This is a genomic window from Streptosporangium album (assembly GCF_014203795.1).
Lineage (GTDB): Bacteria > Actinomycetota > Actinomycetes > Streptosporangiales > Streptosporangiaceae > Streptosporangium > Streptosporangium album.
In genome coordinates this window covers 1,243,310-1,257,627 of sequence record NZ_JACHJU010000001.1, presented here as the reverse complement: position 1 = coordinate 1,257,627, position 14,318 = coordinate 1,243,310, and the positions used below count along the sequence as shown (strand labels likewise).

Sequence of the window (14,318 nt, the reverse complement as noted above, 5' to 3'; positions counted from 1 at the left end):
CTGCCGGGATCCGACCGATCCATCGCCACACGGAGGTGGCCGGGAACGATGATCCCGGCCACTTTCGCGTGCCCGCGGGCGGATGTTCTCCGCGCTTCCCGGGGGAAGCGCGGAGAAGGGCGGCTGGCCGGTGACTCATCGACCGGCTTGGGTAGTGTTCCTCTGGTCTTTACGGTTATTTACGTTTTTCGAGCGCAGGGGAGACCAGGTTGACCACGTCGACCTCGGCGGATACCGGATCCGGTATCCGCAAATGGTTGCTGGACGGCCTGCACCGGCCGGACCTCAAAACGCCGGGACCGCACCAGGAGGAGACCCCGCACAGACAGCACGCCTGGTGGCAGGTCATGTGCCTCACCGGCGTCGACTACTTCTCCACCCTCGGTTACCAGCCCGGCATCGCCGCCCTCGCGGCCGGGACCCTCAGCCCCGTCGCCACCCTGCTGCTCGTCGCCCTGACGATGTTCGGCGCGCTGCCGACCTATCGCGCGGTCGCCCGGGAGAGCCCGAACGGACTGGGCTCGCTGTCGATGCTGGAGAGCCTCCTGCCCGGCTGGCGCGGCAAGCTGCTGGTGCTCTTCCTGCTCGGGTTCGTCGCCACCGCCTTCATCGTGACGATCACCCTGTCGGCGGCCGACGCCACCGCCCACATCCTGCACAACCCGTTCCTCCCCACCGCCTGGCAGAGCTGGCAGGTGCCGGTCACCCTGGTGCTGATCGCCCTGCTCGGCGGGGTGTTCCTCGTCGGGTTCAGCGAGGCGATCTCCATCGCGGTCGTGCTGGTCGTGGTCTACCTGCTCCTCAACGTGGTCGTGCTGGCCGTGGCCGTACAGCATGTCGCCGCCGACCCCGGAGTGATCACGAACTGGCGGACGGCGCTCACCGCCGAGCACTCCAGCCCGATCGCGATGGTCGCCGTCTCCCTGTATGTGATGCCCAAGCTCGCTCTGGGCCTGTCCGGGTTCGAGACCGGCGTGGCAGTGATGCCGCTGGTCAGGGGCGAGCTGCCGGAGCGGATCAAGGGCGCGAAGAAGCTGCTGACCACGGCCGCCCTCATCATGAGCGTCTTCCTGATCACCTCCAGCTTCGCCACCACCCTGCTGATCCCGGCGGCGGAGTTCGAGGAGGGCGGAAAGGCCAACGGGCGTGCGCTGGCCTACCTGGCCCACGGCTACCTCGGCGACTGGTTCGGCACCGTCTACGACGTCAGCACGATCGCCATCCTGTGGTTCGCCGGAGCCTCCGCGCTCGCGGGCCTGCTCAACATCGTGCCGCGCTACCTGCCCCGGTACGGCATGGCCCCGGACTGGTCGCGCGCCGCCCGGCCGATGGTGCTGGTCTTCACGCTCGTCTCCTTCGCGATCACGCTCTTCTTCGGCGCGGACGTCGAGTCGCAGGGCGGCGCCTATGCCACCGGCGTGCTGGCGCTCATCCTGTCGGCCGCGGTCGCCGTCACGCTGTCCGCGCTGAAGCACGGCCGGATCAAGGTCGCCGTCCCGTTCGGGATCGTCACGCTGATCTTCGCCTACGCGACGGTGGCCAACATCATCGAGCGCCCCGACGGCCTGGTGATCGCGCTCTTCTTCGTCCTGGCGATCGTCATCACCTCGCTGGTCTCCCGGGCCACCCGCTCGACCGAGCTGCGGGTCACCCACATCACCATGAACGACGAGGCCCGCAGATACATCAACGAGGCCGCCGAGATCCACCTGATCGCCAACGAGCCGCACGAGCGTGACTGCAAGGAGTATGTCGACAAGGCCCGGGAGGCGTGGGAGCGCCACCGGCTCCGCCGTGCCGAGGGGCTGATATTCCTTGAGGTGACGGTCCCCGACGCGTCGGAGTTCACCTCCGAGCTCCGGGTTATCGGCGAGGAACGGTACGGCTTCCGCATCCTTCGGGTGGAGAGCGCCACCGTCCCCAACGCGATCGCGGCCATCCTCCTCCACCTGCGCGACGAGACCGGAAAGCTGCCGAACGTCTACTTCCACTGGGCCGAGGGCAACCCCGTCGGGGCGCTCCTGCGCTACCTGGTCTTCGGCGGAGGGGACGTCCCCCCGCTCACCAGGGAGGTCCTCCGCCAGGCCGAGCCCGACGGGCACCGTCGCCCCCTGGTCCACGTCGGCTGACCTGGGAGATCCGGCGCCATGACTCATGACGCGCGGTCGTCACCGTCATGGGCGACATCGACCGCAACTCCAGCCCGCTCCTCCGAGAGAGCATCCGCGGGCTGGTCGACGACGGGCACATCCAGATCGTGCTCGACGTCGGGGGAGTGACCTTCTGCGACTCCAACGGCCTGCGGACGTTCCTCGGCGCGATGACCATGCTCTTCGACACGGGCGGCTGGCTGCGGCCGGCGGGCGTGCGAGGCCACTTCGAGCGGCTCCTGCGCATGACCGATCTCTACAGTTTCTTCTCCATCGACCCCGATGTGGTCGGCGCGCTGAAGTACGCCTCTCAGGAGGGCCCTCAGCTCTCCTGAGGGGGCCCGGCCCCCACACGGAGAACGCCTCCGGCGGACGTCCGCCGGAGGCGTTCCCTGTGGAGCGCGGTGCTGCCCGCCGTCAGAGACGGCTGATGCGGACGGCGTCGGCGATGACGAGTCCCGTGCCGGACGTCCACCGGCTCACGCCGACGACGTTGTAGTCCCCGGCGTTCAGCGTGAAGGTGCCGAGGCTGCGCCAGCTCCCGCCGCCGGTGCGCTGGTCGACGTAGACCGTCGTGTTGCCGCTGGAGGTGGCGACGATGTACGGCGCGGCGCTGTTGTAGCCGGAGAGGGCCGGATACCAGGCCTCGACCCGGTAGGTGCCCGCGCTGGGGATGGTGGCCCGGTACCAGGCGGTGTCACTGAGGCTCACCGGGTCGGCGAACCGGTAGTCGGCGCCGTAGCGCTGGGTGGAGTAGGTCGAGGTGCCCCAGTTGGCGCTGGCGGTGAACTTCCCCGCCGTGCTGTTGTCGACGATGGTGGACCAGGTGGGGGGCGTGCCGCCGGTGACGTACTGCATGTACGTGGTCCAGTTCCAGTTGGGCCCCGGGTCGGTGTGGTCGTTGCCCGGCACCTCGACGTGCCCGACGATGTGGGCGCGGTCCTTGGGGATGCCGTAGCGGTCGGCGATGTTGCGGGTCAGCGCGGCCGAGGCGCGGTACATCGCGTCGGTGAACCAGGAGGCGTTGTCGACGTAGCCCTCGTGCTCGATGCCGACGGAGCGGCTGTTCCAGTCGCGGGCGTGCCAGGCCCGGTCCTTCTCGCGGACCATCTGGGTGATGTCGCCGTCGGAGGAGCGGACCACGTAGTGCGCGGAGACCTGGGCGGCGGGGTTCTGGAACCAGGAGATGGTGCCGGCGTAGGAGCCCTGGGTCACGTGGATGACGATGCGGTCGATCGCGTTGCTGGTGGGCCGGTTGGAGACGGTGTAGTTGGACGAGCTGGCGGCCACCCAGTGGGCTGCGGGGTAGTCCACGGCCGCCGCCAGGCTGGGCGCGTTCAGGTCGGCGGCCTTGGCGTAGGCGCCTCGGTCGGGTGTCACGGCCTGCGGTGCGACGGTCACGGCGCCGCTGGGGGTCGCCGCCTTGACGCCCTTGGCGAGCAGGTCGTAGACGGTGTCGGCGTACAGCCGGGCCACCTCGGGGGAGGAGGCGTTGCCGTACCTGGCCACGGCCGAGTACCACTTGCCGGCGTCTTTCCGGGCAGTGGCGTCCAGCCCGAGCTCGTCGGCGTAGGCGCGCAGCACCGCGGCGCCGCCCGCGATGTTGGCCGCGTCGTCGGTCTTGAGCGTCTCCACCGGCTGGGCGGTCAGTTTGGCGGCCTGCTCCAGGGCGTGGACGGTGGGGTTGCTGACGAGGTGCATCACCCCGTAGCCGCCGCTCGCGCTCGGCTCGCCCTTGTGCCCGTCGAGATGGGTCTCGGCGTAGCCGACCGCGACGAGCAGGTCGCGGGGCACCTCGTAGGTCGCGGCCGAGCCGGTGAAGGCGTCGGCCAGTGGTTCGGCCGGATCGGCGCTCGCCGGCGTGCTGAGCGTGCCCAGCATGACGGCGAGCAGGCCGGCGGACGCGACCGCGAGGCGGTACGACCGGCGGACCTGGACAGAAACCATGGATCCTCCTCCAGGGGGGAAGCCTCCCGGTGATCGGAAAGCCCGGAGATTTGACACGGTAAGTAATGAAATCCACCGATGTAAAGACATTTGACAAAAGAGAGAGCGGCGATGAAGATTTTCTCCTTCGCCTCACGGGACCGCCGTAAGAGCACGTCTCCGTAAGGGAAAACGGTCATCCGTTTATGGCGCGGACCGCCGGTTCCGATCTCCTTTCCGGAGAGTTCCGGCGAGCCCGCAGGGCGGGGCGGCGGCCGTCCTTCCTCCTCTCCGCGGGCGCGCTCTCCGTCCGCCTCCGCCGGCGTTGGGAGGTCATCGGGCGCCCGGACGGGCCACGGAGCTGCCCTTCGGCGTGGTCAACGCGCCCGGCCGGCGCTACCACCCGGCGATCATCGCCCAGCCGCTCCCTCAGCCCGCCTGACCCGGCTGCCCTCCCGAATGCAGGCGGGTCAGCGCCTGCGGCGACAGATGTCGCGCGAGTGTCTCAAGGGCGGCGGCGACCTCCCCGAGCAGTTGCGGATCGTCGGTGCCCAGCGCGGCGGCCAGCGCGGTGTCGATGGGGGCCGCGCGGACCGCCGCCACGCGCTCGGAGATCTCGGGGGCCTGCCGTACGAGGAGCCGGCGGCGGTCCTGGGGGTCGGTCGCCGTCACGATGGAGCCCGCCTCGCGGAGCCGGGCGACGCAGGCGGACACCTGGCTCTGCGGGAGGCCCGTCCTCGCCGCGATCTCACCGACGGAGCTGACGGGGTGGTCGCGGATGTCGCTCACCACGATGAGGACCGACCGGTGACCGGTGGACTGCCTGCCGAGGCCCTCGGACGGAAGGGCCTCCTCGCCGATCTTCATCAGGGTCCGTCCCAGAAGGAACAGCTCGACTCCGTTCATGTCCGCGACGATACATCAAGATCGATGCATCAGATTAGATGCATCTATGTTGATGTATCTAATCTGATGGATTAGGGTCGCCGAGGTAACGGAGTGAAACACCAGCCCCTCGGAGGACTCAGATGAGCACCATGAAGACGGACACGCTGCCCGTGCCCGGAGCCGACCTCTACTACGAACTCAGCGGCGCCGGACCGTTGCTGCTCGTCTCGCAGAGCGGGGAGGGCGACGCCACGCGCACCGCCGACCTGGTCGACCGGCTCGTCGACCACTACACGGTGGTCACCTACGACCGCCGGGGCCTGTCGCGCAGCACGATCAGCGACCCGGCGCAGCCGCTGACCATCGGCACGCACGCCGACGACGTCCACCACCTGCTGGCCGCGCTGACCGACGAACCGGCGTTCATGCTGGGCTGCAGCCTCGGCGCCGTCATCGGACTCCACCTGGCCGTCGAACACCCCGGGCAGGTGGGCACGCTCATCGCACACGAGCCCGTGGCGCTGCGGCTGCTGCCTGCGGCCGAACGGGACTCCGCGGACCGGAAGCTGGGTGACATCCAGGAGACCTACCGCGGTGAAGGCTGGCTCCCGGCCGTCAAGAAGGTCGCGGAGGCCCTCGGCATCGACCCCACCTCGCAGGAGACGGAACCCGGCCTCCGGCCGCAGCCGATCAACGACGTCAGACGCGCCAACTTCGCGTTCTTCCTCGAACACGACCTCACCGCGGCCCGCCGCGACACCCTGGACGCCGCCGGTGTCGCCGAGCTGAAGGGCGGTCCGACCCGGATCGTGCCCGCCGGCGGCCGCACCACCCCACGGGACCTCTTCGACTACCGGTGCGCGCAGGTCCTGGCGGAGCTGGTCGGCGGCGTCGACCTGGTGGAGTTCCCCGGCGGCCACAACGGCAACCTGACCCACCCGGAGGCGTTCGCGGCCCGGGTGCGCGACGTCCTCGACGGCTCCGCCTGACGCGGGCCGTACCGGCCGGGTGGCGCCACCGGTACGGCCGATCTTCCTGCTGGCCGCATCGTGGTCGCCCCGCCCCGCCGACATGCTGGCCGGACAGAGCATTCCGATCCACCAGGAGAAGACCGCATGCAGAGCGCATCCCGTCGGCGCCGGTTCCTCATACCTCTTGCCGCCGCGTCGCTGGCGGCCGTGAGTACGGTCGCCTCGGTGTCGCCCGCCTCAGCGGCGGGTGGCTACGACCCCGTTCCTGAACTGCGGCAGAAAGCCCATCCCCTGCGCCTCACCACGCCGTCCGGCGATCTCGGCGACCTCCGCCCGCTCGGCCGGGCGGTGGGCGACGCCGAAGTGGTGGGGCTGGGCGAGGCCACGCACGGTGCCCGCGAGTTCTTCACGATGAAGCACAGGGTGTTCCGCTACCTCGTCGAGAAGAAGGGCTTCACGACGTTCGCGCTCGAAGCGGGCTGGAGCGCCGGACTGCGGCTGGACGCCTATGTCCTCCATGGGAAGGGCGATCCGGAGAAGATCATGAAGGAGGAGTTCAGGAAGCTGGACATGTGGACCGTCCAGGAGTATCTGGACCTCATCAGGTGGATGCGCGACCACAACACGCACCACGCGGAGAAGGTCCGGTTCATGGGTGACGACGCCAACTATCCCGCAGTCGGCGGGCAGCTCGTCAAGCTGGTCACCGGCTACGTGCGACGTCACCGGCCCACGCTCCTGCCGGAGATCGACGCCGACTACCGGAACCTGCGCGCCGTCCGGGACGCGGACGCCTTCCTGGGTCTACCGCCGGCCGAGCGCCAAGCATTGGTGTCCCAGGCCGGCCAGGCCCTGGACCTGCTGCGACGGCATCCGGGGCCGGACCGGGACGAACACGCGTGGGCCGTGCAGAGCGCGCGCTCCATTGTCCAGAGCGCCACGGCGCTGACCTTCGACGCCACCGATCCGGAGCAGGTGAGCAAGGGACTCCGTTACCGGGACAAGATCATGGCCGACAACGTCGCGTGGTGGCACGAGCACACCGGGGCGAAGATCCTCCTGTCGGCCCACAACGCGCACGTGGCATACGCGCCGTATGACGCCACGCTCTATCCCAAGGTGCAGGGCGCCTTCCTGCGCGACCGGCTGGGCGCCCGCTACGTCACCGCCGGGCTCGCCTTCGGCCAGGGATCCTTCAGGGCGCAGGACGCGGACGGCCGGTGGCGGACCGTCACGGTCGGGCTCCCCGCGAGGGGAGGCAACAACCAGACGTTGAGCCGGGTCAGCTCGTCCGACTACTTCCTGGACCTGCGCGCCATGTCCGCCTCGGCCCGCGCCTGGCTCGACAGGCCCCGGCGCACGCGTGACGCCGGAAGACTCTGGCCCGAGCCCGAGCGCATGGTCTCACTCGGGAAGTCCTACGACGCGCTGATCTACCTGCACAAGACCACGGCGGCGCGCCCGCTGTCCTGAGGGACGGGGCAGGCCGCGCGCGGGCGTCGCCTCTGCTCCGGAACCTTGTGGTGAGGTCTCAAACCCGCCAGCCCCCGGCCGTCAGGGTTGCTGGACTGAGCCCATGCCCACCGCCGCCGCCTCTGCCGCCGTCTCCGCCGTGCCGACACGATCACCGCTGATCGGTTGGCTGGCCGTTGTCTCGGTGATGTCGGGGATCTTCTCGATCGTCACCGCCGAGATCCTGCCGATCGGCCTGCTGACGTCCGTCGGGGCCGACTTCGACGTCTCCGACGGCGCGGCGGGCCTGATGATGACGGTGCCCGGCGTCCTGGCCGCGATCGCCGCCCCGGCGGTCACCGTCGCGACCGGGCGACTCGACCGGCGCCTGATGCTGTGTGCCCTGATGCTCCTGCTGGCCGTCGCGGACTTCCTCGCGGCCGCCGCACCGGCCTACTGGGTCATGGTGGTCTCCAGGATCCTGGTCGGGCTGGTCATCGGTGGTTTCTGGTCGATAGGCGCCGGCCTCGCCGTACGGCTGGTGCGGGCGGAGCAGGTCGGCACGGCGACCGCGGTGATCTTCTCCGCCGTCCCGCTGGGGTCCGTGCTCGGGGTGCCTGCGGGCACCCTCATCGGGCACCTCATGGGCTGGCGGGCGGCCTTCGTCGTCATGGGGGTGATGACGGTGGGGGTGTTCCTCGCGCTGATCGTGCTGGTGCCGCCGCTGCCGGCCGTCCAGGTGACGCGGTTGAAGGTCCTCGGCGACCTGATCCGCGGCACCGGTATCCGGGTCGGGCTCGTTCTGACGTTTCTCATAGTGACGGCCCACTTCGGGACCTATACCTATGTGACGCCCTTCCTGCAGCAGGTCACCCGGGTGAGCCCCGGTCTGATCACCACATTCCTGCTCGCGTACGGCGTCGCCGGCATCGTCGGCAACTTCATCGCGGGGGTGACGGTGACCCGTGACCTGAGGGCCACGTTCGCCGTCAGCGGCTGCGTGCTCGCCGGCGCGACCTCGCTGCTCCCGGTTCTCGGCAGGGGGGAGACCGGCGCGATCGTGCTGCTCGTTCTGTGGGGGTTGGCCTATGGAGCCGTCCCGGTCTGCTCGCAGACCTGGTTCTCCACCTCGGCCCCCCACGCGACGGAGGCGGCCTCCATCCTCTTCACCTCGTCCTTCCAGGCCACCATCGCCATCGGGGCCCTGCTCGGGGGTGTCGTGGTGGACGCCGCCTCCCCCTCGGCCGTCATGGTGTGCGGTGGTGCGATCGCGACCCTCATGGTGCTGACGGTCGCCGCCGGTCAAGCCCGTCCCTCCTCGCCGCGGACCTGACCGGCGGCCACGACGTCGGCCGGCAGAGGCGGAAGCCGCTGAGCGTCAGACGGTCGAGATGCCGCCGGGAGACCGGCGCGCGTCACCGCTCACGTCCGCCGGAGGATCCACTTCTGGCCGGCGTTGCCGGGCCCCAGCAGTACGGTGGGGCGGTTGTCGCCTATGTCGGTCAGGTAGGAGTTTTCGCGGAAGATGATGACCTGGCCGCCGTCGGCGTCGGCGAAGTTCCACGAGGCGCCGTGGACCGTGCCGCACGGCAACGTGGCGGCGAACGGGGGATAGATCGGCTCCAGGGCGGTGGTCAGGCAGTTGTCCGTGGTCGCGTGTTTGACGGTGAAGCCGCTGCCGTCGTCGCTGGGGGTCACCTCCCATTCGGTGTCACACCTGCCGACGACTGTCTTGGAGTTGAAGTTGCCTTCGCCGCGCAGGCAGGTTCCCCTGGCGTTGACGATCTCGTAGGTGCCCGGCTCCACGGGGGAGGCCGCGGCCGCCAGGGCATCGGGAGCGGCCAGGGCGATGGGGGTGGCTGCGGCCAGGGCGGCGGCAGCGAGGGCGAGACGGGTGCGCACGGATGGTTCCTTCCCATGTGACGACAGTGAGTTACTGATCGCTACACATTGTGCACATGGGTCCGGGGAATTTCCTCGCGGGAGGCCCATGGCGCGCGAGGAGGTCCGTCGGGCGGTCGCGCGCCACGGGCCCTGAGCGCCGGACCGGTCTCCCTCTCCGCCGGTCCCTTCCCGGGAGCCGGCGGCGAGTTGGGCTTGAAGTAGGGGCCCTCGGTCTGTGCGACCGAACGTCGCCCTATGCGTCGACATCCGGGTCGGGCGTCCCTCCGTGCCCTCCTCCGGGAGGCTTTCTCCCGCTGCTTTCCCGGAGGGGCCGACCAGCCAGAATGAGGTGGCGGAGAACCCGACACGGCCGAGAGGTGGTTCCGATGACTGGTGGGGGCGAGAGGGCGGAGTGGGAAGGCGTGTCCGCGCCGGAGGTGGCCGGGGAGGACGGGGCGGGCCGGGCCGGCGGGCCGGGGGAGGGGCTGGAGATCTTCGTCTCCGTCGCCGAGCGGGTCCGGCGCAGCCTGGACGGCGCCTCGGCGGGGGAGCGGCTGGTCGCCCGGACCCTGCTTGCCAATTACCCCACGGCCGGACTGGAGACCGCGACGCGACTGGCCGAGCGCGCCGGGGTGAGCGCCCCGACCGTGGTCCGGTTCGTGGCCCGGCTCGGTTTCGCGGGATACCGGGCGTTCCAGCAGGATCTGCGGGACGAGATCGAGGCGCGGCGGGCCTCGCCGCTGACCCTCGCCCAGCAGGTCGGTGCCGGAGGCGCTCCGCAGTCCCTGCGGGTGTCGGCCGGGGCGACCTTCCGGCAGCGGCTGGACGAGTCGTTCGCGGCGCTGTCTGACCCCGAACTGGAAGCGGTCGTGGACCTGCTGGCCGACCCGGCTCGCCGCATCGCGCTGATCGGGGGACGGTTCTCGCACATCCTCGCCGAGTATCTCGACCTGCATCTGCGGCTGCTGCGGCCGGGCACCCGCGTGCTCGATCCCCGGCCCGAGAGCCTGGCCGCGTTCTCGGTGGACGTCGGGCGGCGTGACGTCGTCGTCGTGTTCGACTACCGGCGCTACCAGCGCGACGTCGTCGAGTTCGCCCGCCGCGCGCACGGAAGAGGGGCCAAGGTCGTGCTCTTCACCGATCCGTGGCTGTCTCCCGCCGCGGAGGCGGCCGACCTGGTGATCCCCGTCCGGGTCGAGGCGCCGAGTCCGTTCGACAGTCTCGTTCCGGCGCTCGCGCTGGTGGAGACCGTGGTCGCGGGAGTGATGGCGAGGCTGGGTAAGGAAGGAGAGGAACGGCTCCGGCAGTGCGAGGAGATCGTGGGCGACGTCACCGTCGGCAAGGCCGTGCCTCTGGTCTTCGTGCTGGGTCTGGTCGGCGTCGCTCTGGTCGCCTACGGTTTCGTCCGGCTGACGCGGCACTTCAACCACGCCGGCTCCGTTTACGCCCTGGCCGGGGTGACCCTCGGCCCCCGGGCCGGGTTCTTCGGCGGGTTCGCGCTGCTGGGGACCTACCTCTTCTTCGCCGTGTGCACGCTGGCGGCGACCGCGGTGTTCACCGAGGCGTTCGCCGCCGCGATGGGTCTCTCCGCGCACATCCCCTGGTCCGTCGTGACGGTCGTGGCCGCCGTGGGTGCCTGGGCGGTCAACTCCCGCGAGTCCCGCATCACGGCGCGGACCCTGCTGATCGTCGAGGGCGTCGGCATCATCGGCATGCTGGTGCTCAGCGCCATCATCGTCATCCGCACCGGGGCCGGCAACGCGCCCGGCGGGCAGACGCTCGACTTCTCGGTGTTCGGGCTCGGCGACACCACGATGAGCGCGGTGATGACCGCCACGGTGTTCGCGTTCCTGTCCTGGGCGGGCTTCGAGGCGTGCGCGTCGCTGGGTGAGGAGACCGCCGACCCGCGCCGCAACGTCCCGCGTGCCCTGGCCGGGAGCGTGTTGCTCACCGGCGGCCTGTACGTCCTGGTGATGTTCGCCCAGACCGTCGGCTTCGGCACGGACGGCAAGGGCGTCGACCGGCGCACCGGAAGCCCCACGGCCGCGCTGGTCGCCGCGCTGGTCCTCGCCGTGGCCGGTGACATGATCCTCGACCTGACCGGTGTCCCCGCCTTCGACGCCTACTACTGGTTCGCCACCCTCGGCGTGCTCTGCCTGCTGGTGGCCTACGCGGTCGCCGGGGCGGGTGTGATCGCGTTCATCCTCTCCGGGCGCGGGCGGATCCCCCGCTACGAGATCGTGATCCCGGTGCTCGCCATCGCCTACCTGTGCTTCGTCTTCTACGAACAGTCGGTGGGACAGGACAGCCCGCTCAGCTACTTCCCGTGGGTCGCCGCTGCCTGGTGCCTGGCGGGCATGGCGGCCGTGCTCGCCGCGCCGAAGCTGGCGCGCCGGATCGGCGAGCGCCTGACGGCCGAGCTGACCGAGCCAGGAGACCCCGCCACCGACCCGCACGAGAATGCGGTCAGGGTATGACCCCGTCCCGATCCCAGCCGTCCGACACCCTGGAGCCCAAGCCCGCCATGACCGAGGCGCCCACCGTCTACGTCGCGACCTGTGACCTGGCCGCACAGCTGCGCGGCCGCGCCGTCCCCTCCTCCCGGGAGGAGGCGCTGCTGCGGAGCGGGACCGGCTGGGTCCCCGCCGACCTGGCCATCACCGGCTTCGGGGCGATCGCCGACAGCGTGTTCGGCTCCGCGGGCGACCTGCGGCTCCTGCCCGACCCCGCCACCCGCGTCGACATCCCCGCCGACGGCGACGTACCGGGCACGCGGCTGTATCTCGCGGACCAGACGCTGCCCGACGGGACTCCCTGGGAGTGCTGTCCCCGCGGGTTCCTCACCTCGGCCGTCGAGGAGCTCCGCGCCGAGCTCGGCATCACCGTGATCGCCTCGTTCGAGCACGAGTTCACGCTGGCGGGCACCGCGCCCTCGCCGCCGTTCTCCTTCGAGCGGTACCGCACCGCCGAGCCCTTCGGATCCGACCTGGTGACGCTCCTGGAGCAGGCCGGGTTCCACCCCGAGACGTGGCTGCCGGAGTACGGCGAGGCACAGCACGAGATCACGCTCAGCCCGGCCGAGGCCGTCGTCGCCGCCGACCGGGCGGTGCTGCTGCGCGAGCTCGTCCGCGACCTCGCCCGGCGGCGCGGGCTGCGGGCCTGTTTCGCCCCCCTCCTCGACCCGGTGGGCACCGGGAACGGCGTGCACATCCACCTGTCGTTCCGCGACGCCGACGGCCGCCCCGTCCTTCACGACCCCTCCCGGCCGGGCGGGCTGTCGGAGCTGGGAACGCGCTTCTCCGCGGGCATCCTGCGCCATGCCGCCGCGCTGACCGCCGTGACGGCCGCGTGCCCGGTGTCCTTCCTGCGCCTGACCCCGCACCGGTGGAGCGCCGGCGGGGTGTTCCTCGCCGAGCGCAACCGGGAGGCCATGCTCCGCATCTGCCCGGGGACCGGGCCGGACGCCGGAGCCCAGCTCAACCTCGAGTACCGGGCCGCGGACGCCACGGCCAACCCCTGGCTCGCGCTCGGCGCCCTGCTCCGCGCCGGGCTGGAGGGAGTCCGGCGCGGCTACCCCGAGCCCGTCGTCTGGCCGGAGTCGGCCACCGAGGCGGAGCTCTCCGTCGTGCCCCCGCTGCCGAAGACGCAGGACGAGGCGCTCAACGCCCTGGAGAAGGACGAGGTCGTCAGCGGCTTCTTCGCTCCTGACCTGCTCACCACCTATCTCGCCGTCAGGCGGGCCGAGCTCGACGCGCTGGCCGGACTGGACGACGCGGAGCGCTGCCGGAGGATCGCCGATGTCCACTGAGTCCTTCAACCCGCCGGATCGGGCGGGGTCCCCGGGGCGTGGGGAGTCCCTGGCCCGGGCCGTCGAGACGATCGCACTGGTGGACCACCACGTTCACGGCGCCCTGGCGGGCGATGCGCCGCGACGGGAGTTCGAGGAACTGATCACCGAGTCCAACCGGCCGGTGCCCTCCTGGATGACACAGTTCGACTCCCAGATCGGGTTCGCCGTCCTGCGCCACTGCGCGCCCGTGCTCGGCCTCGACCCGCACACCGAACCGGAGACCTACCTCGCCCGCCGTCACGAGCTCGGGACCGACGAGGTCAACCGGCGCCTGCTGGCCGCCAGCGGGATCGGCCACTTCCTGGTGGAGACCGGCTACCGGGGAGACGAGATCCTCGACCCGGCGCGGATGGCCGCCGTCACCGGCAGGCCGGCCGACGAGGTCGTCCGGCTGGAGTCGGTCGCCGAACGGGTCGCCGCGGAGGGAGTCGGAGCCGCCGGGTTCGCCGCCGCCTTCGAGACGGCCCTGTGGGAGCGCAGCCGTACGGCACGCGGTCTGAAGACCATCGTCGCCTACCGCCACGGGCTCGACTTCGAGCCCGGCCCGCCGACCCGGGCCGAGGTGACGGCGGCGGCCGACCGCTGGCTGCGGAGGTCAGCGGAGAGCGGAACAGCCCGCGTCGACGATCCGGTGCTGCTGCGCCACCTGATCTGGAAGGGGATCGAACGTGGCCTGCCGCTCCAGTTCCACGTCGGCTACGGCGACCCTGACGTCGATCTCCACCGCTCCGACCCGTTGCTGCTGCGTGGCCTCATCGAGCTCGCCGAACCCAGGGGTGTCCCCCTGCTGCTGCTGCACTGCTACCCGTTCCACCGCAACGCCGGTTTCCTCGCGCAGGTCTACCCCAACGTCTACTTCGACGTCGGGCTCGGAGTGAACTACACCGGGGCGCGGAGCGTGGCCGTCGTGGCCGAGAGCCTGGAGCTGGCACCGTTCGCCAAGATCCTCTTCTCTTCGGACGCCTGGGGCCCCGCCGAGCTCCACCACCTCGGTGCGCTGCTCTGGCGCCGTGCGATGACCCGTGTCCTGTCGGGTTTCGTCGCGGACGGGGAGTGGAGTGAGGCACAGGCGGTGCGGGTCGCCACGATGATCGGCGCCCAGAACGCCCGCCGCGTCTACGGCCTCGGGGAGGAAGCGTGACCGGCATCCCCGCATGCACGCATGACCTCGACGGGGACCAGGTGAAGGGCGACCAC

General features: G+C 70.8%; 10 protein-coding genes and 1 pseudogene. 8 read left to right on the top strand and 3 right to left on the bottom strand.

The genetic code is table 11. The annotated features are described in order from the left end of the window. Window positions 1-209 precede the first annotated feature (209 nt). Window positions 210-2,129, top strand: coding sequence for an APC family permease (locus FHR32_RS05940; RefSeq protein WP_184753365.1), 1,920 nt, complete (start codon window positions 210-212; stop codon window positions 2,127-2,129). Window positions 2,130-2,173: 44 nt separating this feature from the next. Continuing rightward, window positions 2,174-2,485, top strand: a pseudogene (locus FHR32_RS05935) (STAS domain-containing protein); the annotation flags it as partial. Window positions 2,486-2,567: 82 nt separating this feature from the next. On the opposite strand, the gene FHR32_RS05930 reads toward FHR32_RS05935, so the two are convergent. Continuing rightward, window positions 2,568-4,097, bottom strand: a complete 1,530-nt coding sequence (locus FHR32_RS05930; RefSeq protein WP_184753363.1) for a golvesin C-terminal-like domain-containing protein — start codon at window positions 4,095-4,097, stop codon at window positions 2,568-2,570. 408 nt (window positions 4,098-4,505) lie between these two features. Further along, on the bottom strand, window positions 4,506-4,982 hold the full coding sequence (locus FHR32_RS05925; RefSeq protein WP_184753362.1) for a MarR family winged helix-turn-helix transcriptional regulator: 477 nt from the start codon (window positions 4,980-4,982) through the stop codon (window positions 4,506-4,508). A 122-nt stretch (window positions 4,983-5,104) separates the two neighbouring features. Between FHR32_RS05925 and FHR32_RS05920 the strand changes: the two genes are divergently transcribed. The 3 genes from FHR32_RS05920 to FHR32_RS05910 all read left to right on the top strand — a co-directional run bounded on the left by FHR32_RS05920 (window position 5,105) and on the right by FHR32_RS05910 (window position 8,720). Next, window positions 5,105-5,953 carry an alpha/beta fold hydrolase gene (locus FHR32_RS05920; RefSeq protein WP_246466005.1) on the top strand — a complete coding sequence of 283 codons (849 nt, stop codon included), beginning with the start codon at window positions 5,105-5,107 and terminating at the stop codon, window positions 5,951-5,953. Window positions 5,954-6,079: 126 nt separating this feature from the next. After that, window positions 6,080-7,408, top strand: a complete 1,329-nt coding sequence (locus FHR32_RS05915) for an erythromycin esterase family protein (protein ID WP_184753361.1) — start codon at window positions 6,080-6,082, stop codon at window positions 7,406-7,408. Window positions 7,409-7,511: 103 nt separating this feature from the next. Then, window positions 7,512-8,720: an MFS transporter gene (locus FHR32_RS05910; RefSeq protein WP_184753360.1), complete on the top strand. Its 1,209-nt coding sequence runs from the start codon at window positions 7,512-7,514 to the stop codon at window positions 8,718-8,720. An 89-nt stretch (window positions 8,721-8,809) separates the two neighbouring features. Here the strand turns inward: FHR32_RS05910 and FHR32_RS05905 are convergent, their stop codons facing one another. Further along, window positions 8,810-9,289 carry a ricin-type beta-trefoil lectin domain protein gene (locus FHR32_RS05905; RefSeq protein WP_184753359.1) on the bottom strand — a complete coding sequence of 160 codons (480 nt, stop codon included), beginning with the start codon at window positions 9,287-9,289 and terminating at the stop codon, window positions 8,810-8,812. A 368-nt stretch (window positions 9,290-9,657) separates the two neighbouring features. Here FHR32_RS05905 and FHR32_RS44090 point away from each other — a divergent pair, with 368 nt between their 5' ends. The 3 genes from FHR32_RS44090 to FHR32_RS05885 are packed head-to-tail and all read left to right on the top strand — an operon-like array spanning window position 9,658 to window position 14,262. Beyond that, on the top strand, window positions 9,658-11,748 hold the full coding sequence (locus FHR32_RS44090; RefSeq protein WP_246466003.1) for an amino acid permease: 2,091 nt from the start codon (window positions 9,658-9,660) through the stop codon (window positions 11,746-11,748). Next, the gene (locus FHR32_RS05890) at window positions 11,745-13,079 is read left to right on the top strand and encodes a glutamine synthetase family protein (protein ID WP_246466001.1); all 1,335 of its coding nucleotides are present in this window, start codon (window positions 11,745-11,747) and stop codon (window positions 13,077-13,079) included. Before FHR32_RS44090 ends, FHR32_RS05890 begins: the two co-directional genes overlap by 4 nt. After that, entirely contained in the window at window positions 13,069-14,262 is a 1,194-nt protein-coding gene (locus FHR32_RS05885) for an amidohydrolase family protein (RefSeq protein WP_184753358.1), read from the top strand. The genes FHR32_RS05890 and FHR32_RS05885 overlap by 11 nt, the downstream gene beginning before the upstream one ends. Window positions 14,263-14,318: the final 56 nt, after the last annotated feature.